Origin of the sequence: Novosphingobium bradum (assembly GCF_042646485.1) — a bacterium.
In the GTDB taxonomy this organism is placed as follows: Bacteria; Pseudomonadota; Alphaproteobacteria; order Sphingomonadales; family Sphingomonadaceae; genus Novosphingobium; species Novosphingobium bradum.
Window position 1 is genome coordinate 200,003 of the sequence record NZ_JBHRTQ010000003.1, and the last position, 25,009, is coordinate 225,011.

General features: G+C 68.6%; 23 protein-coding genes. 5 read left to right on the forward strand and 18 right to left on the reverse strand.

The features are described 5' to 3' along the window. Window positions 1–22 precede the first annotated feature (22 nt). The 3 genes from ACFOD9_RS03190 to ACFOD9_RS03200 all read right to left on the reverse strand — a co-directional run bounded on the left by ACFOD9_RS03190 (window position 23) and on the right by ACFOD9_RS03200 (window position 1,755). The gene (locus ACFOD9_RS03190) at window positions 23–466 is read right to left on the reverse strand and encodes a cytidine deaminase (RefSeq protein WP_379508635.1); all 444 of its coding nucleotides are present in this window, start codon (window positions 464–466) and stop codon (window positions 23–25) included. A gap of 22 nt (window positions 467–488) precedes the next feature. Next, window positions 489–1,199: a glycoside hydrolase family 25 protein gene (locus ACFOD9_RS03195; protein ID WP_379508636.1), complete on the reverse strand. Its 711-nt coding sequence runs from the start codon at window positions 1,197–1,199 to the stop codon at window positions 489–491. A 73-nt stretch (window positions 1,200–1,272) separates the two neighbouring features. Further along, window positions 1,273–1,755 carry a UPF0262 family protein gene (locus ACFOD9_RS03200; RefSeq protein WP_379508637.1) on the reverse strand — a complete coding sequence of 161 codons (483 nt, stop codon included), beginning with the start codon at window positions 1,753–1,755 and terminating at the stop codon, window positions 1,273–1,275. A 140-nt stretch (window positions 1,756–1,895) separates the two neighbouring features. Here ACFOD9_RS03200 and ACFOD9_RS03205 point away from each other — a divergent pair, with 140 nt between their 5' ends. Both ACFOD9_RS03205 and rpoZ read left to right on the forward strand, forming a co-directional pair. Then, window positions 1,896–3,428: a replicative DNA helicase gene (locus ACFOD9_RS03205; RefSeq protein ID WP_379508638.1), complete on the forward strand. Its 1,533-nt coding sequence runs from the start codon at window positions 1,896–1,898 to the stop codon at window positions 3,426–3,428. A 204-nt stretch (window positions 3,429–3,632) separates the two neighbouring features. After that, on the forward strand, window positions 3,633–3,977 hold the full coding sequence (gene rpoZ, locus ACFOD9_RS03210) for a DNA-directed RNA polymerase subunit omega (RefSeq protein ID WP_379508639.1): 345 nt from the start codon (window positions 3,633–3,635) through the stop codon (window positions 3,975–3,977). Window positions 3,978–4,341: 364 nt separating this feature from the next. On the opposite strand, the gene relB is transcribed toward rpoZ, so the two are convergent. The 3 genes from relB to ACFOD9_RS03225 all read right to left on the reverse strand — a co-directional run bounded on the left by relB (window position 4,342) and on the right by ACFOD9_RS03225 (window position 7,861). After that, window positions 4,342–4,521: a type II toxin-antitoxin system RelB family antitoxin gene (relB, locus tag ACFOD9_RS03215; RefSeq protein WP_379508640.1), complete on the reverse strand. Its 180-nt coding sequence runs from the start codon at window positions 4,519–4,521 to the stop codon at window positions 4,342–4,344. Between the two features lie 71 nt (window positions 4,522–4,592). Continuing rightward, window positions 4,593–6,527 (reverse strand): ATP-dependent zinc metalloprotease FtsH, encoded by a 1,935-nt coding sequence (gene ftsH, locus ACFOD9_RS03220; RefSeq protein WP_379508641.1) that lies wholly within the window; start codon window positions 6,525–6,527, stop codon window positions 4,593–4,595. A 107-nt stretch (window positions 6,528–6,634) separates the two neighbouring features. Further along, window positions 6,635–7,861, reverse strand: a complete 1,227-nt coding sequence (locus tag ACFOD9_RS03225) for a glycosyltransferase family 4 protein (RefSeq protein ID WP_379508642.1) — start codon at window positions 7,859–7,861, stop codon at window positions 6,635–6,637. A gap of 161 nt (window positions 7,862–8,022) precedes the next feature. On the opposite strand from ACFOD9_RS03225, the gene ACFOD9_RS03230 reads away from it, so the two are divergent. After that, window positions 8,023–8,751 carry a fatty acid desaturase CarF family protein gene (locus ACFOD9_RS03230; RefSeq protein ID WP_379508643.1) on the forward strand — a complete coding sequence of 243 codons (729 nt, stop codon included), beginning with the start codon at window positions 8,023–8,025 and terminating at the stop codon, window positions 8,749–8,751. On the opposite strand, the gene ACFOD9_RS03235 is transcribed toward ACFOD9_RS03230, so the two are convergent. From ACFOD9_RS03235 to ACFOD9_RS03275, 9 genes are all read right to left on the reverse strand, one after another. Then, window positions 8,715–10,013 carry a capsule biosynthesis protein gene (locus tag ACFOD9_RS03235; protein WP_379508644.1) on the reverse strand — a complete coding sequence of 433 codons (1,299 nt, stop codon included), beginning with the start codon at window positions 10,011–10,013 and terminating at the stop codon, window positions 8,715–8,717. The two genes, ACFOD9_RS03230 and ACFOD9_RS03235, sit on opposite strands and share 37 nt — an antisense overlap. Next, on the reverse strand, window positions 10,010–11,716 hold the full coding sequence (locus ACFOD9_RS03240; RefSeq protein ID WP_379508645.1) for a capsular polysaccharide export protein, LipB/KpsS family: 1,707 nt from the start codon (window positions 11,714–11,716) through the stop codon (window positions 10,010–10,012). The genes ACFOD9_RS03235 and ACFOD9_RS03240 overlap by 4 nt, the downstream gene beginning before the upstream one ends. A 78-nt stretch (window positions 11,717–11,794) precedes the next feature. Further along, window positions 11,795–12,931: a GDP-mannose 4,6-dehydratase gene (gmd, locus tag ACFOD9_RS03245; RefSeq protein WP_379508646.1), complete on the reverse strand. Its 1,137-nt coding sequence runs from the start codon at window positions 12,929–12,931 to the stop codon at window positions 11,795–11,797. Continuing rightward, the gene (gene kdsA / locus ACFOD9_RS03250; RefSeq protein ID WP_449290021.1) at window positions 12,928–13,776 is read right to left on the reverse strand and encodes a 3-deoxy-8-phosphooctulonate synthase; all 849 of its coding nucleotides are present in this window, start codon (window positions 13,774–13,776) and stop codon (window positions 12,928–12,930) included. Before kdsA ends, gmd begins: the two co-directional genes overlap by 4 nt. After that, window positions 13,769–14,578, reverse strand: coding sequence for a 3-deoxy-manno-octulosonate cytidylyltransferase (gene kdsB, locus ACFOD9_RS03255; protein ID WP_379508647.1), 810 nt, complete (start codon window positions 14,576–14,578; stop codon window positions 13,769–13,771). The genes kdsA and kdsB overlap by 8 nt, the downstream gene beginning before the upstream one ends. A 15-nt stretch (window positions 14,579–14,593) precedes the next feature. Next, window positions 14,594–15,613: a KpsF/GutQ family sugar-phosphate isomerase gene (locus tag ACFOD9_RS03260; protein ID WP_379508648.1), complete on the reverse strand. Its 1,020-nt coding sequence runs from the start codon at window positions 15,611–15,613 to the stop codon at window positions 14,594–14,596. 143 nt (window positions 15,614–15,756) lie between these two features. Continuing rightward, window positions 15,757–16,542 (reverse strand): DUF5672 family protein, encoded by a 786-nt coding sequence (locus ACFOD9_RS03265; protein ID WP_379508649.1) that lies wholly within the window; start codon window positions 16,540–16,542, stop codon window positions 15,757–15,759. Next, window positions 16,524–18,128 carry a glycosyltransferase family 2 protein gene (locus ACFOD9_RS03270; protein WP_379508650.1) on the reverse strand — a complete coding sequence of 535 codons (1,605 nt, stop codon included), beginning with the start codon at window positions 18,126–18,128 and terminating at the stop codon, window positions 16,524–16,526. The genes ACFOD9_RS03265 and ACFOD9_RS03270 overlap by 19 nt, the downstream gene beginning before the upstream one ends. 25 nt (window positions 18,129–18,153) lie before the next feature. Next, window positions 18,154–19,212, reverse strand: a complete 1,059-nt coding sequence (locus tag ACFOD9_RS03275; RefSeq protein WP_379508651.1) for a polysaccharide biosynthesis/export family protein — start codon at window positions 19,210–19,212, stop codon at window positions 18,154–18,156. Between the two features lie 296 nt (window positions 19,213–19,508). On the opposite strand from ACFOD9_RS03275, the gene ACFOD9_RS03280 reads away from it, so the two are divergent. Both ACFOD9_RS03280 and ACFOD9_RS03285 read left to right on the forward strand, forming a co-directional pair. Continuing rightward, the gene (locus tag ACFOD9_RS03280; protein ID WP_379508652.1) at window positions 19,509–21,281 is read left to right on the forward strand and encodes a glycosyltransferase family 2 protein; all 1,773 of its coding nucleotides are present in this window, start codon (window positions 19,509–19,511) and stop codon (window positions 21,279–21,281) included. Beyond that, on the forward strand, window positions 21,278–22,393 hold the full coding sequence (locus ACFOD9_RS03285) for a phytanoyl-CoA dioxygenase family protein (RefSeq protein WP_379508653.1): 1,116 nt from the start codon (window positions 21,278–21,280) through the stop codon (window positions 22,391–22,393). Before ACFOD9_RS03280 ends, ACFOD9_RS03285 begins: the two co-directional genes overlap by 4 nt. Window positions 22,394–22,396: 3 nt before the next feature. Here the strand turns inward: ACFOD9_RS03285 and ACFOD9_RS03290 are convergent, their stop codons facing one another. From ACFOD9_RS03290 to ACFOD9_RS03300, 3 genes are read right to left on the reverse strand one after another with little or no spacing between them, the layout of a single operon-like run. Next, a complete protein-coding gene (locus tag ACFOD9_RS03290) occupies window positions 22,397–23,044 on the reverse strand; it encodes an ABC transporter ATP-binding protein (protein WP_379508654.1) in 648 nt (215 codons plus the stop codon). Then, window positions 23,041–23,823, reverse strand: a complete 783-nt coding sequence (locus ACFOD9_RS03295; protein ID WP_379508694.1) for an ABC transporter permease — start codon at window positions 23,821–23,823, stop codon at window positions 23,041–23,043. Before ACFOD9_RS03295 ends, ACFOD9_RS03290 begins: the two co-directional genes overlap by 4 nt. Before the next feature lie 2 nt (window positions 23,824–23,825). Next, window positions 23,826–24,986, reverse strand: coding sequence for a Wzz/FepE/Etk N-terminal domain-containing protein (locus ACFOD9_RS03300; protein WP_379508655.1), 1,161 nt, complete (start codon window positions 24,984–24,986; stop codon window positions 23,826–23,828). Between the last annotated feature and the right edge of the window lie 23 nt (window positions 24,987–25,009).

The following is a 25,009-nucleotide window of genomic DNA, read 5'->3' on the forward strand; positions in this document are numbered from 1 at the left end:
CCCTCGTCGTCCTTGCGGAGACCTACAAATTCCCCGGCCCGAAGGCATGGGGCAGCAGCAGGGAAAGCCGCGTCTCCAGCACGTCCTCGCCCGAAACGCACCACACCACCGGGTCGGTTCCGCCCAGTCCGGCCAGTTCGGCCAGAACCTGCCGGCAGCGCCCGCATGGCGTGACCGGCTCCGGCCCGGGGGCTGCCTCGCCGCCTGCTCCCGCCGCGCCGCCGATCACCGCCACCGCCACCAGCCCGCCTCGCGCGCCGGCGCTCATCGCGGCGGCCACGGCCACCGTCTCGGCGCAGAGCGACAGGCCGTAGCTGGCATTCTCCACATTGGCGCCGGTCACCACCCGCCCATCGGCGAAGCCCAGCGCGGCGCCCACGTGGAAGCCGGAATAGGGCGCATAGGCCTTGGCCGAAGCCGCGCGGGCGGCTTCGATCAGGGCAGAGCGATTGGGGGGCGTGGTCATGGGCGCCACTATGCCCGCAAGCTCAGGGCTGCACCACCACCCAGCGCAGCGGCTCCGCGCTCGCATCGGTGATGAGGCGGGTGTTGGCGGTCCACAGCGTCCAGGGCCGCCCGGCATAGTCCGGCTCCACCCGCTCGCCGGTCAGCCACAGGTTGCGATCGAGCGCGGCGGCCACATGGTAGCGCGCCTCGAACCGGCGCGAGAGCTTGAGGATTGCGGCCTTGCCGGTGTGGTTCTCGATCTGGTTGAGGAAGGTGGTCAGCTCGCTTTCCACCGCCGCATCGCTCACCGGCACCGGGCAATCGTCGGCCAGCCGGTCAAGGTCCACCGCGGCGGGCAGCATCCTAGCATCGCGCGGGATCACGGTCACGAAATTCGCCGCCTGCTTTTCCGCCGGCTGGCACGGATCATAGAGATGCACCGCGCCCACCTGCAATTTCGCGGCGCGGGCATCCTCCAGGTTCTTCACGAAGGCCGGATCGCGGGCAAAGGCGCTGGCCGAGGCATCGAGATAGACGAAATCGGCGCCCACCGCCTTCAGCGCCTTCCAATCGACCTCCCCTTCCATCGTGCCCACCTCGGCGCCCTGGTCGGGGAACGCCTCGCGCGGCGGGGTCCATCCGCGCAGATGCCACCACAGGGCAACCGCCCCCACGAGCGCCGCGAGCAGCACCAGAGCCGCGAGCCGCAGGCGCCAATTGCCGCCGGAGCGGGCGCCGCTTCTTTTCGCCATGGCCGTAACCGTCCCGTATCCTGGCAGCGGCCTGCTTGCATCAGCGTTGCATGGCCGTTGCGTGCGCGCCCCGTCAGGCCCTGATATGCAGCACGCAGATCAGCGTAAAGAGCCGGCGTGCGGTGAGGAAATCGCTTTCCACCTTTCCGGCGAAGGCTTCGAGCAGCAGCTCGGCCGCTTCGTTGTGAACCCCGCGCCGGGCCATGTCGATGGTCTCGATCTCGGTCGCGCTGGCCTTGCGGACAGCCTGGTAATAGCTGTCGCAGATCGCGAAGTAGTCCTTGATGTGACGGCGGAACCGGCCCAGCCCAAGGATGATCGTCTCCAGCGGCTGGCCCGCCTCGTCGCCGATCTCCAGCACCAGCCGCCCGTCCTGGACCGACAGGCGCAGGCGGTAAGGGCCGGGGTTTCCAGCAGAAAACGAACGCACCGGGGTGAAGGCATTGTCCTCGATCAGGTCGAACAGGGCAACCCTGCGCTCCTGTTCGATATCGGCATTGCGGGCAATGATCGTCGCCTCGTCAAGCTCGATGTGGGAGATGCGCTGCTGGCCCATGCGGCCCCGCTTGTTGCAAATGCGAAGGGCGCTAGCAAGGCGTGTCTGCGAAGGCCCGGCAATCGTCCCCGCTATCCACAGCGCCTTTGCCCGCGCGGGCCTTGCCGCGAATCCGGAACAGGCGCATCAGTCGCCCGCTCATGACCGAAGCCCTGATCATCCCCGCGCTCGATGCCGCGCCCTCCATCCCCGGCGCAGCCCCCGTGCGCCAGCTGCCCGCCAACATCGAGGCCGAAGCCGCCTTCCTCGGCGCTGTGCTGATCGACAACCGGGTGATCGAGGAACTCAATACGCCGTTGAAACCGGCGCATTTCTTCGAGCCGTGCCATGCCCGCATCTATGAACGGGTCACCCAGCTGCTCGATCGCAAGGCGATCGTCACCCCGGTCACGCTCAAGCCCTATTTCGAGGCGGACGAGGCGCTGAAGGCGCTCGGCGGGGTCACCTACCTCGCCCGCCTCACCGCCGATGGCCAGGGCCTGCTCGCCCCCCGCGAACTCGCCGAACAGATCTACGAGCTGGCGCTCCTGCGCGAGCTGGTCAGCGTTGGCCGCAACCTGGTGGAGAACGCGCTCGACACCTCCGAAAGCGTCGAGCCGCTCAAGCAGATCGAGAATGCCGAGGCCGCGCTCTACCAGGTGGCCGAGGGCGCTTCGACCAACAACGAAGCCAAGGACTTCTCCACCGCGACCAAGACCGCGCTGGGCATGATCGAACAGGCGCTGCTTTCGGGCGGCCACGTTTCGGGCAAGACCACTGGCCTCACCTCGGTCAACGAGAAGGTCGGCGGCCTGCACGATTCCGACCTCATCATCCTTGCCGGCCGCCCGGGCATGGGCAAGACCTCGCTGGCCACCAACATCGCCTTCAACGCCGCCGACCGCCTGCGGCGGGACCGGCTCGATGGTATCCCGGACGAGAAATCGGTCGGCGCGGCCACGGCCTTCTTCAGCCTGGAAATGAGCGCGGACCAGCTCGCCACCCGCATTCTCGCCGAACAATCGGGGATCAGTTCGGAAGCCCTGCGAATGGGCAAGATCAGCCGCGACGATTTCCAGTCGCTGTCCTTCGCCAGCCAGCGCCTGGCCGAACTGCCGCTGTTCATCGACGATACCCCCGCGCTGACCATCGCCGGCCTGCGGGCAAGGGCAAGGCGGCTGAAGCGGCGGCACGGCTTGGGCCTGGTGGTGGTCGACTATCTCCAGCTGCTCCAGGGCAGCGGCCGGGCGACAGACAACCGCGTCAACGAAATCTCGGAAATCTCGCGCGGTTTGAAGACGCTGGCCAAGGAACTCTCCGTTCCCGTGATCGCCCTCTCCCAGCTTTCCCGCGCGGTCGAACAACGCGAAGACAAGCGCCCGCAGCTTTCGGACCTGCGCGAATCGGGGTCGATCGAGCAGGACGCCGACATGGTCTGGTTCGTCTACCGCGAGGACTATTATGTCGCCGCCAAGGAACCCAAGCGCCCCAACGAAACCGACGACGCAAAAACCCACGAGGCCCACGGCGCCTGGGCGGCCGAGATGGAGCGGGTCTATGGCCTCGCCGAACTGATCGTCGCCAAGCAGCGCCACGGCGCCACCGGCAAGGTGCGGATGCGCTTCGAGCCGCGCATCACCCGGTTCAGCGATCTGGCCGAGGATGCGCTGGGCGCGGCCTATGGGGACGATTGACCGCGCGAGTTGCACATTTGCCTGCGCAAATTCCTGACAACCGCCGGATGCGCCGCGCGCCGCCTCACGCGCAGCGCCTTCATCGCGGAAGCGGCACGAAACCAAATCAAGGCGCACATTGACCTGCCCCATTTCCTTGACTTTCCGCGCCCCTTTCCCTAGCTGCCAGTCTTTCCGGCAGATTCTGACCATTCGGAGTGCTTGATGGCACGCGTTACCGTTGAAGATTGCGTCGACAAGGTTCCCAACCGCTTCGACCTCGTCCTGCTTGCCGCGCAGCGCGCGCGCGAGATTTCGGGTGGGGCCGAACTCACCATCGAACGCGACCGGGACAAGAACCCCGTCGTCGCCCTGCGCGAGATCGCGGATGAAACCGTGCGTCCCGCCAACCTCAAGGAATCGATGATCAACGCGCTCCAGCGCGTCCAGCCCGAGGACGACGACGAGGTCGATGAAATCGGCTCGCTGTCGCAGCAGGCCGAAGCTCTGCGGATCACCGCCGCCGCCCCGGTCCGCAACACCTCGCTAGGTGGTGACTACGACGGCTGAGCCCTTGCGGCCCTGCCGACAGGAAAAAGGCCCCGGGAAACCGGGGCCTTTTTCGTTGGGGCGGGGCGGCGGTTGGGCGGGGCGGCTGTGCCGTGAGCGACCCGGGGCAGCGCCCTGCCGCCCTGGATTGCCGCACAGCCTGCGGCTGCTCGCAATGACGAGGGTGGGATTGCGGCGCCTCTCGGTGGTGCGGCACACCATGTCGATGGCTGACTTCCTCGTTCCCCTCGCTGTCCATCGCCCCGGCTTTATCCTGGGTCCAGCCCATGTGCCGCAGGTGAGTGGAACGCGAGGGCAGGTATGCCCGCCCAAGGCAAAAGGAAGCGGAGCCCCGGGTCAAGCCCAAGGCGACGGGGACTGCTTTTCAGTGCTGCGAGCGCAGCTTCTCAAGATTTCGGCGGATACGGGCCATCGCCTCGTCATGCGGAACGGGCGGGCGTGGATCCGCCCGCGCAGCTTCTACCTTGGCGCGGAACCAGCGGTCGTAGGCCGCAGCCTCTTCCTCGGTCTCGAACTCCGAGACGATGGGCGAGAACTTGTCCATGACGGCAACATACCCCGACAGGCCGATATTGCCAACAGGATGCCTCCGCCTTGGAGGCATCCCGCAGGCGGTCACGCCCCCTGCGGCGCGGCTTCGCCGCCGTAGCGCTTGCCGGTCTTGGGGATGGCCGAGCCGCGCACGGGTGCCGGGGCATTGCCGCTGGCCGGGCGATCCGGGCGGTCGATCTTGCCGTCCTTGAGGAGCTGGGCGATGTCCTCGCCGGAGAGGGTCTCGTATTCGAGCAGCGCTTGCGCGAGCAGGTGCAGCTTGTCCTCGTTTTCCTTGAGGATCGCGGTGGCGCGGGCGTGGGCGCCGTCGACCAGGCCGCGGATTTCGCTGTCGATCACCTTGTTGGTCTCGTCGGACGCGAACAGGCGGGCGGTGCCGCCCATGCCGAGATAGCCCTCCTGCTGGTCTTCATACTGGAGCGGGCCGAGCTTGTCGGACATCCCCCAGCGGGTGACCATGTTGCGCGCGAGGCTGGTGGCGTACTGGATGTCGGACGAAGCGCCCGACGACACCTTGTCGTGCCCGAAGATCAGCTCTTCCGCCACGCGGCCGCCCATCGAGACCGAGAGGTTCGCGTGCATCTTGTCGCGGTGGTAGGAATAGGAATCGCGCTCCGGCAGGCGCATGACCATGCCGAGCGCACGGCCGCGCGGGATGATCGTGGCCTTGTGGATCGGATCGGACGCGGCCTCGTTGACCGAGACGATCGCGTGGCCGGCCTCGTGATAGGCGGTCATCTTCTTCTCGTCCTCGGTCATCACCATCGAGCGGCGTTCCGCGCCCATCATGACCTTGTCCTTGGCGTCCTCGAATTCCTGCATGGCGACCAGCCGCTTGTTGCGGCGGGCGGCGAGGAGAGCGGCCTCGTTGCACAGGTTGGCAAGGTCGGCGCCGGAGAAGCCCGGGGTGCCGCGCGCGATGGTGCGCGGGTTCACGTCGGGCGCCAGCGGCAGCTTCTTCATGTGAACGCCGAGGATCTTCTCGCGCCCCTCGATATCGGGGATCGGCACGACCACCTGGCGGTCGAACCGGCCCGGGCGCAGCAGGGCGGGATCGAGCACGTCGGGCCGGTTGGTGGCGGCGATGATGATGATGCCTTCGTTGGCCTCGAAGCCGTCCATCTCTACCAGCAGCTGGTTGAGGGTCTGCTCGCGCTCATCATTCGAGTTGCCCAGGCCATGGCCGCGATGGCGGCCGACCGCGTCGATCTCGTCGATGAAGACGATGCAGGGGGCGTTCTTCTTGGCCTGCTCGAACATATCGCGCACGCGGGATGCGCCGACGCCGACGAACATTTCCACGAAGTCGGAACCGGAAATGGTGAAGAAGGGCACACCCGCCTCGCCGGCGATGGCGCGGGCCAGCAGGGTCTTGCCGGTGCCGGGCGAACCGACCAGCAGCGCGCCCTTGGGGATCTGGCCGCCCAGCTTGGCGAAGCGGCTGGGATCGCGCAGGAATTCGACGATTTCCTCCAACTCCTCGCGCGCTTCATCGATGCCCGCCACGTCGTTGAAGGTGACCCGGCCCGAACGCTCGGTCAGCAGCTTGGCCTTCGACTTGCCGAAGCCCATCGCGCCGGAACCGCCGCCCTTCTGGACCTGGCGCAGGGCAAAGAAGGCCACGCCGAGGATCAGCATGAACGGCAGAGCCTGGACGAGGATATAGAGCAGCACGTTCGGTTCTTCCGGCGACTTGCCCGCATATTTCACGCCGTTGTCCTGCAGGAGCTGGGGCAGCGTGGTATCGTTCGGGATCGGCACGGTATTGAACGCATCGCCGTTCTTGTAGTGCCCGCTGATCCGTTCGGACCCGACCTGGACATCGGCGACGCTGCCTTCGGCCACCTTCGCGCGGAAATCGGAATAGGGCACCGGGGTGCCCCCGCCATCGGTCTTCGCGCTGAACATCGAGACGACCAGCAACAGGGCCATGAAGATCCCGCCCCAGACAAGCAGGCTCTTGAGCCAGGGGTTACCGTTGGGCTGGTCTTCGTTCATCGCAGGGGAAATCCTTTCGCGGCCCAATGTAGGATGCGAGGTCTGAATGGCAAGCTAACCGGGGCCAGGCGATTGGTCCGTAAGGGCGGTTGGCCGAAAGGGGCGGATCAGGCGGTCCGGCGCACGGAACGGTCCGGGGCTGATGAACCGTCGAGCAGGCGATGCGGCAGGCCAGCCAGCCAGGGATCGACCTGGGCGAAATGGCCCTCCCAGTCCGGCCCGCGATAGTCGCGCATGAGCCTGAGCTGGCGCTCGCGTTCGGCGCAATCGTCGAGGAACGAGAGCACCGCGCGTTCCCAGCCCTTGCCATCAAGCGGATCGAGGAACAGCGGGATGTCGCCGGCGATCTCGCGGAAGGCGGGAAGGTCGGAGCAGATCACCGGCGTGCCCAGTTGCAGCGCCTCGACGATGGGCAGGCCGAAGCCTTCGGCGAAGGAGGGCATCAGCAGCGCTCGCGCCCCGGCGATGAGGCGCGCCAGTTCGGCATCCTCGACATTGCCCAGTTCGCGCACGTGGCCCTTGAGCAGCGGATTGCGATCGAGCAGCGCGTGGGCCAGTTCCGCCTCCCAGCCGCGCTGGCCGACCACCAGCAGGCGCGGCGCGGCATTGCCCATGCGCTCGATCAGGCTCCGCCACAGCTGGAGCAGCAGGACATGGTTCTTGCGGCCCTCGATCGTGCCGACCACGATGAAATAGGGGCGGTCCATCCCGGCGGCAGGCGCCACCCGGGGGACATCGTTGCCGGAAATCCAGGCGGGCAGATAAGGCGGCACGGCCATGCCCTCGGCCGCGGCAAAGGCCTCGAGATCGTCCAGCGTCGCGCGCGAATTGCCGATGATCCCGGCCGCGCAGGTCAGGACATTGCACATCCGCGCCACGTGGCGTTCGCCCTCGCCAGCGCGGCAGAATTCGGGGTGGGTGATCGGGATCAGATCGTGGACCAGGAACACCGCGCGCAGCGAACAGCGCTCCACCCAATCGGCCAGGCCCGGCTCTTCCAGCCCGGTATGGCCGATGTTGAGGTAGATCGCATCGGCGCCATTGGCCCGCGCCGCGCTGGTCGCCAGCACGATCGGCAGGAGCGAGGCCAGACCACGGCGAAAGCCCGGGCCGCCATTGCGGATCAGGGCGAAGACCCGGTCGGATTCGCGCGGGGCGAGGATGCGAAAGACACCATTGCGCTGAACCACGGCCTGGGCGCGCGAACCATAGCGATCGAGATAGGCCAGGCAGACCCGATCGATCCCGGTGGGCAAGCGCCCGGTCCACACCCGCCAGACCAGGCGGCTGATATCTATCAGGAATTCACGTTCAATCAGAAATTCGATCCCCAAATGCCGCTCATCGGCCCCTCTGCCCGAACGGTCCTGCCAGTGCGATCCGCGCCCCTTCCCGTCACCGGATCATTTCGGCTTTGCCTCCGATCCGCCTCACTATAGGAGCAGGGCGCGGGCGGACAGGGTGAAATGGCAATTGCCGACGACGGGTGAGTTACATGCGGCCAATTGAGGACAATCTATCCTGGCGCCAGGCATTGCTGGGGCTGTTCTTCCTCTCCAGTCTGGCCAATGCCCTGGCCCTGGCCGCGCGGCCGAGCTGGTGGATCGCGCCGGGCCTGGTGGCCGGGTGGTATCTTGCCGATCTGGCCTCGGGCCTGATCCATATGTGGATGGACTATCGCCCCTGCCCGCCCGGCAAGCGCCTGAACGACCTGTTCTTCTATGCCGGATCGCGCGAATCGGACGAATACCAGACCATGCTGCGCGAACGCATGGCCGCAATCACCCCGTTCGAGCGGCTGGTCTACGATTTCAAGAATCACCACCCCCGTCCACTGGCGCTGGGCCGGCGCTCGCTGTGGCGGCTGATCGGATCGACCCTGATCGTGGGCGGGCTGCCCCTGTCGCTGGCGCTGAACCTGACCTGGGCGCTGTGGCCGCTGCCAGCGGGCCTGGCCGCGGCAGCGCTGGCCTTCACCATCGGCGCCAGCTTCGCCCAATTGTTCCATGCCGCCCTCCACCGCGAGCGCAATCCCTGGCCGATCGCCCTGCTGCGCCGCCTGGGCCTCTTGATGACCCCGCCCGCGCACCAGTTGCACCATGATACCCTGCGACGCGATTTTGCCACCAATTGCGGCTGGTCCAACCCGCTGGTCAACCGGCTGTTCACCACCCTGCGGCGGCGCGGCTATCTGGACGATTCGGGGCTTGAGCCCAGCTCCTGACGGCTGCTGGCCCCGCGGGCCGCGGCGGCACGCAGCTTCTCGCCAGGCGAAGGATCCTCGGCCAGCATCCGCTCCACGCTGTTGGCGATGAGGGTGCGGATCGCCGAAGCGCTGGCCAGCCCGCCGCGCACCAGACAGCGGGCATGGAGCACCTTCTTGAAGGCGCGATAGAGATCGCCCTCGGGCAGTTCGGGCCGCGACCAGAACGCATCGAGCGTGCCCTGGTGGGTCACCCCCGGCACATCATAAACCGCATCGCCAAGGACGATCACCGGGATGCCCACCTCGAGCGCGAGGGTACCCGAGGTGCTGTTGACGCAGACCATCCCCGCCGAGGCGGCGCACAGTTCCGACAATTCGCCGCCATCGATATGGCGCACCCGGTCGGCCACGCCGAGACGGCGGGCCTCGCGCATCAGGTAGCGGCGCCAGTTGCGATAGCCCACGTCCATCGGATGCTCCTTGACCAGCAGCATGGCCTGGGCCGGAGCATGGCGGGCGAAGGACCGCAGGACATAGTCCGCCGCCATCCGCATCGAGGCAAAGGGCGAGTGGGCGCGGATCTGGTAATCGCCGGTGAGCTGGAGCGGGAACAGGAAGAAATGGCGCCCGGCGATCTCGTCGAGCACGGCCTGGGCCTGCTGCGCGCGCAGCGACGAGCGGGCAAAGCGTAGCAGCCAGCCGATGCCCTCGCCCACGATCGAGGCGGCGCGATGGCTGGTGTAGAACGGGAACCGCCAGCGGCCGAGCACGACATGGTGATAGTGCCAGTAACTGTCACGCGCGCGGCGGCTGAAGGCAGCGGTGATCGACGGCAGGCTGGGCACCTCGGGCAGCCACTGGGCCGCGGCGAGGATCACCTCGGGATCGCGCGCCAGCCGCGAATGGCCGTTCACCCCGTCGCGCTCCAGGGTCATCCAGTCGGGCCGGATATAGCCTTCCTCGAAGACGTGGACCTGCAGGCCGCGCAGCTGGGCAAGGCGCAGGGCCGCCAGGTGCACCGGCCGGCAATCGCCATAGACCACCACGTCGGTCACTGCGTGGTCCTGCACGAACTGGTCGAAGAACAGCGGCCAGTTCTTCATCCGCCCGCGATAGTCGACCGCGCCGTGCGGCCAGTCATAGCGGTCACCCCCGCTCAGGTTGATGCGGTGGACCGCGCAGCCGCGCCGCACCAGCTCGCGGCCTAGCAGCGGGAAGAACGGCCCCGGCGGTCCCTGGAGGAACAGGAAGCAGCGGCTGGGCTTGCGGCCGGTGTTCATCGCGGCCTCTCAGGGTTCTGGGCCGGGTTCCGGCGCTGGTCCGCTGGCCGGCGCAGGAGCAGCCTGGCCCGGCCCTGAAGCTCGCGCAGCCAGACCAGCGGCGAGGTCACGCGGGCACGATCCTGTTCGAGGCGGTGCACCAGAACCTCAACCGGGCAGGGCAAGCGCGAAACCGGATCCATGTAACGGGGATACAGGATGAGGGTCGCCGCGACAAGTTGGTTGATCGACAAATTTCGACTGCGACCCGCCGGAACCGGCGCGAGATCGCGGGTCAGCCCCCAGCCGGCATAGAACGGAACCCCATGGGTGGTCACCGGGATGCCGCGCATCAGCGCCTCGAATCCGGCCAGCGAGGTCAGCACGTGGAGCGAATCGGCCCGGGCGAGCAAGGGCGCGATCGGGCCGGACCGATCGATCTCGTCCGCCCAGCGCAGCGCCTCGGCCTCGGCGATGGCCCCGGCGCGGTGGCCGGCCTCCACGTCGGGGTGGGGCTTGTAGGTAAGCCAGGCCTCGGCCCCTTCCAGTTCGCGCGCGCGGCGCAGCAGGGCGAGATTGGGGTTGGCCTCGGCGCCGAGCGCGGCATGGCCGCCGGTCAATACCGAACGGTCGTCCGCCACCTGGCCGGTGACCAGCACCCGCCGCCGGTTGTCCGGCGAAGCGTTGGCGGCGGCCGGCTCGGCGCGGCCATATTTGCCGATGCCCGCCGCCACCAGCCGCGCGCGCAGCGCGGCGGCCCGGGCCACCAGGCGCTCGGGAAAGTCCGCCTCGGCCAGCAGCCGTTCGAGCGCGCTGGGCCGCGAGGGATCGAAATAGATGCCATCGAAATCGACGATGACCGAGAGCGGCGGCACGCAGTTGGCGCCAAGCCCGGTGCCGCGGATCATCCCGTCTTCCACTTCGCCGACCGCGATGCCTCGCGCGGCGAGATCGGGCACCAGCCCGGCCGGCACCCGCGCCCCCCAGACCAGCGCACGGGCGCCCCGGCCCAGGGCGCGGGCGCGGTGCCCGCCGGCGAGGGCATGGCGCGGCCCGACGCCGCCGTCCCACAAGAGGCCATCCATTGTCACCCGCTTCCACCGGGCCACGCCGAACACCGCGTCGATCGTGCGGTTGGCATCGATCAGGGCGCGCCACTGGCCAAGCAGGTCGATCGCTTCAAGCGGCGCGATATCGCTGCCGGTAAAGGGGCTGGTCCAGCGCCAGGGCGAAAACAGGCTGGCGACCAGGGCGCGCCCGTCATGCGGGTCAAACGCGCTCCAGCGGCCCTCGCCCATCACCTCCACCGCCACTCCGGCCAGGGCCGCGATCGGCGCCCATTCGCCTTCGGCGCCGGCGATGACCCGGCTGGCCTGGCCCACCACGTGCCACGGATCGACCAGCCGCGCGATGACTGGAATGCCATGGCGCGCGGCGAAGGGGCCAACCAGGCAGGCGCGCCCGGCCTCGCCCCGCGCGGCCACCAGGTCCTGCATGGCCAGCGCCCCGGCCCGATCATCCGGGGCAAGCACGATGTCGCGCCCGGCGGGCAGCGACGGCTGCGCCCCCCAGAAGGGGCCGCCCACCCGGGCTTCGGCAAGCGCCTGCGGCAGGCGGGCCAGATCGCGCGGATGCAGGGCCATCGGCTCGGCCCGCGTCTGGCCCAGCGCGGTCACGCGGCGGCCGGGAAACGGCGGGATACGCAGGAAGGGAAGGACGGCCATCACCGCCCCCCTATCACCCGATAAGGATGAACGGGAACTTTCCGCACCGAACCGGCGCGAATATTCGCTCCCGCCGGCTCAGTTTTCCTGGACCACGGCAATGTCATAGCCATGGCGGCGCAACAGCGCGTGGCGGCGCGCGGCGGCAAGATCATGGGCGACCATTTCGGCGCACATTTCCTGCGCGGTGATTTCCGGCACCCAGCCGAGCCGCTCCCTGGCCTTGGTCGGATCGCCCAGCAGGGTATCGACCTCGGCCGGGCGGAAATAGCGCGGATCGACCCGCACGATCACGTCGCCGGGGCGCACGGTGACCGCCTGCGGATCGGCGATCGCCGCGACGGTGCCCACCTCGTCGATCCCGCTGCCGGAGAATTCCAGCGTGATCCCCAGTTCCGCGGCCGACCAGCGCACGAAATCGCGGACCGAATGCTGCACCCCGGTGGCGATCACGAAATCCTCGGCCATGTCCTGCTGCAGCATCATCCACTGCATCCGGACATAGTCCCTGGCGTGGCCCCAGTCGCGCAGGCTGTCGAGGTTGCCCATGTAGAGGCATGGCTCCAGCCCCTGGCTGATATTGGCAAGGCCCCGGGTGATCTTGCGGGTGACGAAGGTTTCGCCGCGCCGCGGGCTCTCGTGATTGAACAGGATGCCGTTGCAGGCATAGAGCCCGTAGGCCTCGCGGTAGTTCACCGTGATCCAGTAGGCGTAGAGCTTGGCCACGCCATAGGGCGAGCGCGGATGGAACGGCGTGGTTTCGCGCTGGGGCGTTTCCTGGACCAGGCCGTAGAGTTCGGAGGTGGAGGCCTGGTAGAGCCGGGTCTTCCGTTCCAGCCCGAGAAAGCGGATCGCCTCGAGCAGGCGCAGCGCGCCCAGCCCATCGACATCGGCGGTATATTCGGGCGCCTCGAAGCTGACCGCGACGTGGCTCTGCGCGCCGAGGTTGTAGACCTCGTCGGGCTGGATCTCCTGGATCAGCCGGGTGAGGTTGGAGGTATCGGCAAGGTCGCCGTAATGCAGCTTGAGGCGCGGCGCGGGGGCGTGCGGATCCTGGTAGATATGATCGATGCGCTGGGTGTTGAACGAGGAAGCGCGGCGCTTGATCCCGTGGACCGCATAGCCCTTGGCCAGCAGCAACTCGGCGAGATAGGAGCCGTCCTGCCCGGTGATGCCGGTGATCAGGGCCACCTTGCCGTTGCCGTCCACGCTCATCGGGCCACCTCCGCCTTGACCACCCGGTCGATCGCCTGGACCTGGCGCAGGAACGGCTCCAGCCCGGCCAGCGGCAGGGCGCTGGGGCCGTCGCACAAGGCCCGGGCGGGATCGGGATGGGCTTCGAGGAACAGCCCGGCGAGGCCCAGCGCCATGGCGCTGCGGGCCAGCGCAGTCGCCTGCGGGCCGCGCCCGTCCGCACTGTCGGCCCGGCCGCCCGGGCGCTGGAGCGCGTGGGTCACGTCGAACACCACCGGGGCCAGCCCCCGCATCTCGTCAACCCCGAGCATATCGACCACCAGGTTGTTGTAGCCGAACGAGGTGCCCCGTTCGCACAGCAGCACGCGTTCGTTGCCGCATTCGGCGAACTTGGCAAGGATGTGCGCCATCTCGCGCGGGGACAGGAACTGCGGCTTCTTGACGTTGATCACCTTGCCGGTGGCGGCAAGCGCGGCGACCAGATCGGTCTGCCGGGCGAGGAAGGCAGGCAATTGCAGGATATCGGCAACCTCGGCCACCGGCGCGGCCTGCCAAGGTTCGTGGACATCGGTGATCACCGGCACGCCCAGCCGCGCCTTGACCGCGGCCAGCGCTGCCAGCCCCTTGGCCAGCCCGGGGCCACGGAACGAATGGATCGAGGAGCGGTTCGCCTTGTCGAAGCTGGCCTTGAACACGAAGGGAATGCCCAGCCGCGCGGTCACTTCCACGAACTGCGCGGCGACATCGAGCAGGAGCGCCTCGTCCTCGATCACGTTCATCCCGCCGATCAGCACGAAGGGCCGGTCGTTGGCGAAGGTGATGGCCTCGTCGAGGCGGACCTCGGCCATGGCGGGACGGTCAGGCAATGCCGCGCTCCTTGAGGATGGCCTCGATCACCGGCACGTCAGCCGGATTGTTGAGCTCGATCGGCGACCAGTCGGGCGGGTCGAAGGCGACCACGCGCACCGGCAGGCCCGCTTCCAGGAAGCGCAGCTGCTCCAGCCCCTCCAGCTCCTCCAGCACGCCCGGATCGAGCGCGGCATAGCGGGCCAGCGCCTCGGCGCGGTAGGCATAGAGGCCCAGGTGGAGCAGCGTTTGGTCATGCGCGCGGGCAAGGTCGCTGTCCGGCACGTGGGGGAGCAGGCGCTTGGAGAAATAGAGCGCGCGGCCCTGCCGATCGGTCACCACCGTGGTTCCGCCGACCCGGCCGGCGGCGGCATCGGCGGCGAGGTGGGCATAGGTGGCGGGCGAACAGCGCACGGCGGCGGTGGCCATGGCAGCCTCGGGATCGGCCACCAGGGCCGCGACCAGCCGCTCGATCATGAAGGCCGGGGTCAGCGGGGCATCGCCCTGCCAGTTGACCACGATATCCGCGCCAATCTGCGCCACGGCCTCGGCGCAGCGCTCGGTACCGTTGCGACGTTCGGGCCCGGTCATCAGCACCTGGCCGCCGAAGCCGCGGACGACCTCGGCGATGCGGTCATCGTCGGTGGCGACGAACACCCGCTCGCCCCCCGCGACCGCGCAGGCCCCGTCCCACGATCGCCGGATCAGCGGCCGCGCCTCGCCGGTCGCCCCGGCCAGCATGGCCAGCGGCTTGCCGGGATAGCGGGTGGAGGCATGACGGGCCGGAATGATGATGGCGAATGCCGCCGCGCGATCAGCCATGGGCAGCGGGTCCGCTCAACCCAGCCCGTGGCGGACGAGATCGTGCATATGGATGATCCCGATCGGCTTGCAGCCACCCTGCGCGGTATCGACCACGAAGGCCGCGGTGATGGCATTGCGGTTGAGCAGGGCCAGGGCGTCGGCGCCGAGCATATCGGCGGTGACCGAGCGGGGCGCCGGGTTCATGATCTCCTCGGCACAGGTCGTGCCCGGATCGTCGAAATGGCGGCGCAGGTCGCCGTCGGAAATCACCCCGATCAGGTGGCCCGCTTCATCGAGCACGCCGGCCAGGCCGTGGCGTCCCGATGAAATCGTGCAGACGACATCGCCGATCGGGGCGCGGCGCCCCAGCAGCGGCAGGGCGCTGGCGGTCTGCATGATCTCGTCCACGCGGCTGAGCTGGAGGCCGATCGCGCCGCCCGGATGGGTCAGGCCCAATTGTTCGCGCGTGATCCCGCGCATATCCATCACCGCCATGGCCAGGGCATCGCCCAGCGCCAGTTGCATGGCGGTCGACGAGGTGGGGGCGATATTGGCGGCACAGGCCTCGCGTACGCGGGGCAGGAGAATCGGCACGTCGGCCATGTCCATGATCATCGAATCCGGCGACGAGGCGGCAGCGATGATCGGGATGGCGAGGCGCCGGGAATAGTTGAGGATCGGGCGCAGTTCGGGGGTGTTACCCGAGTTCGACAGCACCAGCAGGATATCGCCGGGCGCCAGCGTGCCGAGGTCACCATGCGCGGCTTCCGAGGGGTGGACGAAGACCGCCGGGGTTCCGGTCGACGCGAAAGTGGCGGCGATCTTGCGGGCGATGATGCCCGACTTGCCCATGCCGGTCACCACCACCTGGCGGCGGCCGGCGGCGATCAGTTCGGAGGCGGCAACGAACTGGTGATCGAGCGCCTCGTCCAGCAGGGCGAGAGCGCCGGCAAGGATCTGCACCACCTCGCGGCCACGGCCCAACACGTCATCGGCGCGCCCGGAATCGGCGAGGTGCAGGAATTGTCGCGGCAAGTTGTTGTTTATCTTCATTCTGTCTTCGCCGGCCTGCCGCAATAAAATTGGGCAGCCCTCAGCTCCGGGAACACTTGGTCAAGTTGGCGACCATCACCAACTTGCATAGAATACGGCCCATGGCAATTGCCCGGCGCTCGCGCAAGCGGGGCCGGGTCTGGTCAGAGCCACCGCCGCCAGCGCCGCGCCACCTCGGCCGCCAGCCGCAGCCGTCCGTGCCGGAGCGCCCACCACCCGATCTCGCGCAGTTCGTTGCGGGCCAGCGAGCGCATCGGCAATTGCGCCACCAGCCCGGCCGCTTCGCGGTCCGAGACCAGTTCGACGAGATTGAACACGCCGTGGAACCCGAAGGCCGGCGCAGTGCCGCGCTCGCGCTCGTAGGCGAAGCGGGCGGCCAGTTCGGGCGGGGCGAAGCGGATCGCATGGTCGCGCTCCAGCCGGGAGCGCATGGTCCGGCAGATGAACACGTCTTCCGCCTCCGGTCCGCAGCCGGGAAGCGCGGCGCAGGCTTGCAGCAGACGGCGCGATCGCAGGGAAAAGCCGCCATTGCCGACCACCGCGCCATCGCGGAACTGGGGCCAGACCGCGCCGATGTAGTCGAAATCGAGGAACGCCGGGTCCCAGCGCGCTGGATCGATCACGTGGCCATCCCACTGCACGCACAGAACATGATCGGTGCCGACCAGCCCGGCAAGGTCGCGCAGCATGAACCGGGAATAGGCGTCGCGGCTGGTGAGCGGGGCGATCGGCTCCCAGCGGACCCGGCCGGCCAGCGATGGCGGCGGCGCAAGGTCGCTGATCCACAGCACCTCACCAAAGGCGATCCCGGCCATCGAGAGCGCCACGGCCCGCGCGGTCGCTTCCGGCGCGATGCTGGTGATCGCAGCCAGGGTCACCTGCGGCAGGGCCACGCCTGTGGACGACGGGGTCAGAACTGGAGCAGGCATTCCTGGCTGTCCTTCCGGAAAAGCGGGTGGAACCAGGGATCGCGGCAGGTCTTGGTCTGCCAGATGGCTTGCAGGTTGTGCAATTCGCCCTCGAACCGGACCAGATCGGCCCCTGTCCGCCGGGTCCCGCGCGACTTGGACTCGTGGTGGATGAGCGCGGCCTCGCTCACCACCCGGTTCTCATAGCCCGCGCGCTGGAGCCGCAGGCACAGGTCGACATCGTTGAAATCGACCGCGAACCGCTCCTCGTCCATCCCCCCAACGGCCTCGAACCGCCCCCGCTCCACCACCAGGCAGGCCGCCGTCACCGCGCTGACCCGGCGCGTGGCGGAATGCCAGATGCGGTGCTCGGCCGCGCCGGGCAAGGCGCCCTTGGCCACGTGCCCGGCCGCGCCGCCGATGCCGAGCGCGATGCCGGCGTGCTGCACCGTGCCATCGGGATAGAGCAATTGCGCCCCCACCGCCCCCACGCGCGGCACCAGGGCGTGAACGGCCATCCGGCCCAGCCAGTGCCCGTCGAGCGGCTCGATATCGTTGTTGAGCAGGCAGAGCAGGTCATGGCTGGCCGCACGCGCGCCGTGGTTGATCATGGCAGCGAAGTTGAACGGACCGGGATGGCCGACGATGCGCGCCTGGCCGGATTGGACGAGCCGGGCAAACAGCGCGTGGGTGGCCGGCTCCACGCTGTCGTTGTCGATCACGAAGATTTCGACCGGACCGGGATAGACCAGCCGCGCAAGGCCGGCGAGGCAGGCTTCAAGCAGGTCCGCCCGATCGCGCGTGGGAATCAGGATCGAGATGCCGGGCAGCGGTCCATCCGCCGCGCCCTCGTCCGCGACCGGCGTGGCTGGCACGGCGACACAAGGCTGATGGCTGAGGATGAGCGGCAGGTGCAACGGCCCTGCATCGCCCTGCAAGGCCACTGCAAGCCGGAGCGCGCCTAGGTCGGCGGTGTCCGCGCCGCCCTCGGCCAGAACGGCGGCGGCACGATCGCACCGCACCACCGATGCCCCGCCCAGCAGATCCACCTCGCGCTGGAGCAGCGGGTCCCAGTCGGGCTTGAGCACCGGGGCGCCGCGACGCCCGTTCTCCAGCAGGTCGTGGTCCCAATAAACCACCGGGGCACAGGGTGCGGCCAGCGCCAGCGGCAGCACCCGCGCCAGGTGCGGCGAGAGGCGGCAGCCCGCCGGGAGCGGCAGGAGCCAGTCGCACCCGGTCCGTTCAGCCTCGGCCAGGACCTCGGCGGGGTTGCCCGGCACCAGGGCCACGCCTAGCCGGCCGAGCGCGGCGACCGCCCGATCGGCGTCCGGCCCCGGTGCGACGATCCCGATGCGCGGAGGCGGGTTCGTCCCGCCCCCGGCCTCAGCCGAGCCCAGCCAGGCGGCCAGCGCGCGCGGTTCGCCGTGGCGGATCCACGCAGCGTAGTAGCCGGGATGGCACGAGGCCGCGCGGTTGAGCATGGTGCGCCCGCGCTGGCGCTTGCCGCGCGCCAGGCTGGCCAGTGCCTTCAGCGCCTCGGCCGGATCGGCCATGAGGGCGAGGCGGGCCAGCGCGAGGGCGGCGGCGATGCGCCGCGGTTGGCGCAAGGAGGGTTCCGGCGCCCGCGCCGGATCAGTTGACGACACTGTTGAGGACGACCAGCGGCCCGAACAACTGGCTGACCAGCGACACCACCTTGCTCGGCTGGTTGGCCTCGGAATTGCCGACGTAGAGCACGTCCTTGTCGCGCATGACGAAGCGCTGGCTCAGGAAATAGCCCGAGGCGCGCATCATGTTGACGTGATAGGCGATCGGCTTCTCGGCGCCCGCGGCGTCCTTCTCGAAGCGGAAGACGAAGACCGCGGCGGCATTGCCCGCGCCGGGATTGGACCCGCCGGCCTGGGCGAGAGCCTCGGCGAGCGAAATGGTCGGCCCGGAGAAGGCCATCTGCTCGACCCGGCCGGGCGCCCCCATGACCGCGATGGTGCGCGGGGCGCGGACCACGGCGATCCGGTCGGCCGGATAGATCCGCATATCGCGCTCACCATGGGCCATCACGTCGGCCAGGCGCAGTTCCACGGTCTGGTCCTGGCGGACCACGCGGAGCGACAGGTCCTTGACCTCGCCCCGGTAGCCGCCGGCAAGCGCCAGCACGTCGGACAGGGTCTCGGTGTTGGTCGGCAGGACCAGCCGGCCCGGGCGGGCCACCTCGCCCGAAAGGATCACGCTGTTGCCGATCGATTCGCGGATGGCGACCATCACCTGCGGGTTCTGCGACATCCCCTTGTAGCCGGCCCGGACCTTGGCCTCGAGCTCGGTCGAGGTGAGGCCGGCCACCACCAGGCGCCCGATATAGGGCAGGCGGATCGCGCCCATGTCATCTACCCGGACGGGGGGCAGGCGTTCGACCTGGGCGGTGGAATCGAAGCCGGCGGCCGCGGCGGCCGAAGCGCCCTTGGTGCCGCCGAACAGGGTGACCCCGGATTCGTAGACCGCGATCTCGAGCAGGTCGCCCGGCGCGATCAGGTTGGTGGGCGGGACATAGCGTTCCGGCTGGAACACGCCCGGCACCGCTGGCGCGGGGGGCAGCGTGGCGAGATCGCCCACTTCGACGATATCGAAGGCCAGCTTCTGGTCCCGCGCGCGGGCATCGGCCCGGATCTGGCCCGAGGTCGGCCCGCTGGACGGCATGAGCGCGCAGCCCCCCAGCAGCGAGGCGACAAGCGCGACGCCGGCAAGAATGGGGCTGAACGGAGAAAATCGTGCGCGTTCGCCGACTTTGCCGCGGGGACGGAAGATTTGTGCACGCATTGACGCGGGCCATTATCATTCCGTCCCGACCATGCAAATGCTAAACCCGCGCGGCCTTAATATTGCCGCCTCTGCTTGTGCTTTTTCAGCGACAACCCTAGACGCTGCCCAAGCTGCCGCGACCGGGCCAGGGACCGCCCGGCCCAGCGGCCCCGCCTGGACGAAACCGCCGCCGCATGAGCCCTTTCTATCGCGAGTTCATGGAAACGCTGCGGTGGCGGCCGCTTCAGGCGCTGACCGGCCTCTACTGGCACCTCACCCGCCGCCGCCTGCGCGCGATCCACTGCCTGCGGCGCGATTGGCACACGGCCAGCGACGCCTATATGCGCTGGACCCGGCTGGTCGAGCGCAACGGCGCAGAGGTGGAACGACTGGCGGCCGAGAGCGCCGGCTGGCCCGACCGCCCCACGCTTTCGCTGTTCGTGGAAACCGGCGCCGAGCCGCCCGCAGCCCTGGCCGCCCAGATCGCCAGCATCCTGGGCCAGCCCTGGGCCGAATGGGAACTGCTGGTCTGCGGCGACGGATCGACGGCCGGCTTGCCCGACGATCCGCGCATCCGGCCGATCGCCGTGGCGCGCGGTGCGACCGCGCTGGAAGCCGCTCTGGCCGCGGCGCGCGGCTCGCACCTGCTGCCGCTGGCGCCGGGCGCGATCCTGCCCGGGCCGGCCCTGCTGCGCTGGGCAGAAGCGGTTCGCGCCACCCCTCCCGCAACCCTGGCCTATGCCGACGAAGACCTGATCGCGCCGGACGGCGAACGATCCGCGCCGTGGTTCAAGCCGGCGTGGCAGCGCGAACTGCTGCTTTCGCAGGACTACCTTTCTTCCTGCTGCCTCGTGCCGGTGGAAGCGGGGCGCGCGCTGCTCCCGCTCGACCCGGCCCAGCGGCGCGCGCCGCTCTATGCCCTACTGCTCGAACTGACCCACGATCCGGCCCCCCCGGTGATCCACCTGCCCCATGTCCAGGTCCACCTCGGGCAGCGCGAAGCCGAGCCGGGGCAGGCCAACCGGGTTGCGGTCCTGCGCCGCCATCTTGCCCCGCTGTGCGCCGATGCCGAGGCCGGCCCCTTCGGCACCCACCGCGCGATCTGGCCCCTGCCCGCCCAGCCTCCGCTGGTCAGCATCGTGATCCCCACCCGCGACAAGGCCCACCTGCTGCGCGCCTGCCTTGACAGCGTGCTGGGCAAGACGACCTGGCCGGCCTTCGAGATCCTGGTGGTCGACAACAACAGCGAGGAGGCCGCGACCTTCGCCTGCTTCGCCGACTATGCCGCGCACCCGGCGGTGAAGGTGCTGGCCGACCCGCGGCCCTACAATTTCTCGGCCATCAACAACCGGGCGATCGAGGCGGCCCGGGGCGACTATGTCTGCCTGCTCAACAACGACACCGAGGTGATCGCCCCGCAGTGGCTGGACGAGCTGATGCGCCAGGCGGTGCGCCCCGAGGCGGGAGCGGTGGGGGCCAAGCTGCTCTATCCCGATGGCTCGATCCAGCACGCCGGAGTGGTGATCGGCATGGGCAATGCCGCCGGCCATGCCCACCGCCTGCTGCCCGAGGGCGAGGCCGGCTATTTCGCCCAGGCCCACGTGGCCCGCGAGGCAACTGCGGTGACCGCGGCCTGCCTGGTGGTGGGAAAGCGCAAGCTGGAGACGATAGGCGGGCTGGACGAGGACCACCTGGCGATCGCCTACAACGACGTGGACCTGTGCCTCAAGCTGCGGGCGGCGGGCTGGACCAATTTCTACGTGCCCACGGCCCGGCTGTTCCACCACGAATCCGTTTCGCGCGGCGACGACTTCTCGCCCGAGCACAACCAGCGCTACCTGGCCGAGCTGAAGGTGTTGCAGGAGCGCTGGGGCACGGCCACCTTCATCGACCCGCTGCACCACCCCCGGCTGGACCGGGCGAGCGACCAATATGCGATGGCCTTCAGGATGGACGATCCGCGATGATGCTTACAGGCGCCCCTGCTGCCGCGCTGGCCGGCAATGTGCTTCCCGGCATTCCGCCGGTGGAATCGCCCCTGTTCGAGCGCCTGCTGCCCGAGATGGGCCTGAGCGCGGCGGAGCAGGAGGTGGCCCGGCAGCTCAACACGCGCGGCTATGCGGTGATCGATTTCCCCGACGCCGAGCTTGACGCCCGGATCGAGCGGATCACGGCCGACCTGGCCCCGCGCTTCGGGATCGACCCGGCCGATGCCGCGGCGCCCAAGGCGCCCGGGCACCACCGGATCCAGGACGCCTGGCAATTCCAACCCGACGTGGGCGCTATCGCGGCGAATGGCGCGGTGCTCTCGTTGCTTTCGCGGCTTTACGGGCGGCGGGCCTTCCCCTTCCAGACGCTGAACTTCCCGGTCGGCACCCAGCAGGCGCTGCACAGCGACGCCGCGCATTTCTCCAGCCAGCCCGAGCGCTTCATGTGCGGCGTGTGGGTGGCGCTGGAGGACATCCGCGCCGAGGCCGGGCCGCTCAACTACCTGCCCGGATCGCACCGCTGGCCGATCATCACCAATGCCATGGTCGGCCGGCGCGGGTGGCAAACCCGGCTTCATTCCGCGCAGGACCCGTTCGAGGCGGCCTGGCAGGCCCAGGCGGAGGCCAGCGGCACGGCGCCCGAAACCTTCCTCGCGCGCAAGGGCCAGGCGCTGATCTGGGCGGCTAACCTGCTCCACGGCGGCAGCCCGCAGACCGATCCCACCCTCACCCGCTGGTCGCAGGTAACGCATTACTATTTCGAGGACTGCCTCTACTACACGCCGGCCTTTTCCGACGAGCCGCTTGGCCTGCTCGACCTGCGCGCGATCACCGACATCGCCACAGGCGAGCTGGTGCCCAACCGGCTGCTGGGCGAGGCGGTGCTGCCCCAGGCGCGGGCCGTGCCGGCGCGGCGCAAGGCTTCCTGGCTCAAGCGGCTGCTCGCCCCGGCCCGGCGCGCCGACCTGCCCGAAGGCTGGGATCCGCAGGCCTACCTGGCGCTCAACCCAGATGTTGCCGCGGCCGGCGACGATCCGCTGGCCCACTTCGAGAAGCACGGCCGCGCGGAGGGGCGCCGCTACCGCGCCTGACCGTTACAACTGGGCGTAGACCGCCAGGCCTTCGTTCACATCGTCGTAGATCGTGCCCTGGCCCTGGTGGAGGACCATGGCGCGGTTGCAGAATTCGCGGATCACGTCGGGGCTGTGCGAGGCCAGCAGCATGGCCCGGTCGGCCCGCTTGTCGAACAATTCGTAGTGGCACTTGCGGTGGAAGTTCTGGTCGCCGACCAGGATGATCTCGTCGATCATGTAGCAATCGAACTCGATCGCCAGCGACAGGGCGAAGGCCAGCCGCGCCCGCATCCCCGAGGAATAGGTCTTCACCGGCATCTGCAACTGCTTGCCCAGCTCGGTGAAATCCTCGACGAATTCGCGCAGGTCGCGATAGTCGCGCCCGTAGATGCGGGCGATGAAGCGGGCATTGTCGTAGCCGGTGAGGCTGCCCTGGAAGCCGCCGCCGAAGCCCAGCGGCCAGGACACGGTCATGTCACGCTCGATCCGCCCGGAAGTGGGCATCTCGACGCCGCCGATCAACTTGATGAGCGTGGTCTTGCCGGCGCCGTTGCGGCCGAGCAGGCCGACCTTGTCATGTCGGCCGACGGTGAAATCCAGCCCGTCGAGCACGACCTTGCGGCCGCGCCCCATCGGGTAGGATTTCTTCAGGTTCCGGGCCGTGATCATTCCACCTCCAGGTGATTGCGAACGATGCGGCACAGGAACAGGCCGAGCAGCGAAAGCACCATCGGCACCAGCAGCGGCACCGCGAAGCCATAATAGGGCGCCACCTGATCGCCGAAGATGCCCGCGCGCATCATCTCCATCGCGTTGACCGGCGGTGACCACAGCAGGTATTCGCGCGCGGCCGGGGTGAGCCAGGAGACCATGTTGAAGGTGCCCGACACCGGGATCATGATGTAGGTGGTCACCGGCATGAACTTTTCCAGCGCGCTCGACATCTCGGAGGCCGGCGCGATGACCAGGCACAGCGACAGGGTGAACAGGCTGTAGAGCAGGAAGCCCGCCACGAAGATGCCCAGGTCCGCCGGGACCGGAAATAGGTCGAAATAGATCAGCACCACGGCCACGAACAGGTAGGCCATCAAGGTGCCCACCACCTCCACCAGCACGCGCACGAAGATGAAGTCGAGGATCTTGATCTGGCGGTGGTACATCAGGCTGGAATTGACCTGGAACACGCTAACCGCGCGGTTGACCGAGTTGCGGAACAGGGTCAGCGGCAGGTAGCCGGTGATCACGAAGGCGACCACGCTGACGCCATGTTCCTCCGGCCCTTTCATGATCGTCCACATGATCGAGACCAGCGAGCCGAACAGCAGCGGCTCGGCCATGATCCACAGGAAGCCGATGTTCTCGCGCCCGAACCGCGTGGTCAGCTCGCGGATCATCAGGGCCGTGATCACGCGGAACTGGATCCGGGTTCCTTCGCGCAGGGAGGCCACGATCAACTGTCCGGCGAATGCTCGAGAATGCCGACCACCAGCATCCAGCCGATCAGGTAGAGGCACAGCGAGACGCCCGCGACGGACAGGATCTGGCGCAGGCGGTGGGGCAACTGCGGCTCGTCCGGCAGGTTCGGCTCGACCACGCGTTCGAGGTAGAACTGCTGCTTCTGCGCCTCGCTGCGCGCCTGTTCGAGCGAGGCGCTGGCGGCGGTGAGCATCTGCTGGGAGAATTCCTGCTCGGCCAGCAGGTTTTCATACTGGCCCAGCTTCGAGGCAATACCGCCCTGGGTGCCGGCAACCCGCCCGCTCTGCAGCGCGATCTGGTTGCCGATCGTGGCGATGCGCGCGCGCAGCGTGGGGATCGACGGATTTTCGGGGGCGACCCGTTCCATCTCCTCAAGCTGGGCACGCAGGCCCGCCTGTTCGGATACGAGCCGGTTGGTCACCTCCAGCACGCCGGCGGCCTGCTTGGCGGGATCGAGCAGCTCGGCGGCATTGCGATATTCGCGCATGGCCAGCCGCGCCTTGCGGACCCGGGCCTCGGCCAGGGCGACGCGGCGTTCGCCTTCCTCGATCCCGTGGCTCTGGGCGCGATCGTTCAGCCGATTGACCATTTCCTCGCCGAGACGAAGCAGTTCGCCATTCACCCGCTGCGCGTCCTGCGGGGAGAAGCCCCAGACGCTGAGCACGACAACGCCGGTCTCGTGATCGCTGTTGGCCGAAACGGCCCGCTGGTAATACTTGTAGAGATCCTCGAAGGTGCCGCTGGAAAACGGCCCCGGGAACCGTGACCAGGCATCGGCGCTGCTCGGTTCATAGCGCTTGGCAAAGGCGATGCGCTTGTCGAGCGCGGCCAGGGCATCGCGCGAGCGCAGATATTCCATCACCTCGTTGGCCTGCTCCTGCCCGGCGCTGAGGCCCGAGGTCTGGATCAGATTGGCGAGCGTGCTCAACTGCGGCTGGCGCTGGCCCGGCGACTTGATGACGAAGCGGGATTCGGAAATGTAGCGGTCGCTGGCGATGAGGCCGTAGTAGCCGGAGGCCACCAGCACCGGCAGGATCACGAACAGGACGAACCACTTGTTACGCCTGACAAGGTTGCCCAGCCATGACGCGGGGCGGGCTGCTTCCGCCCCGTCTGCTTGTGAAGTGCTGGTCATGGGATGGGGTTTTGTCACACTGC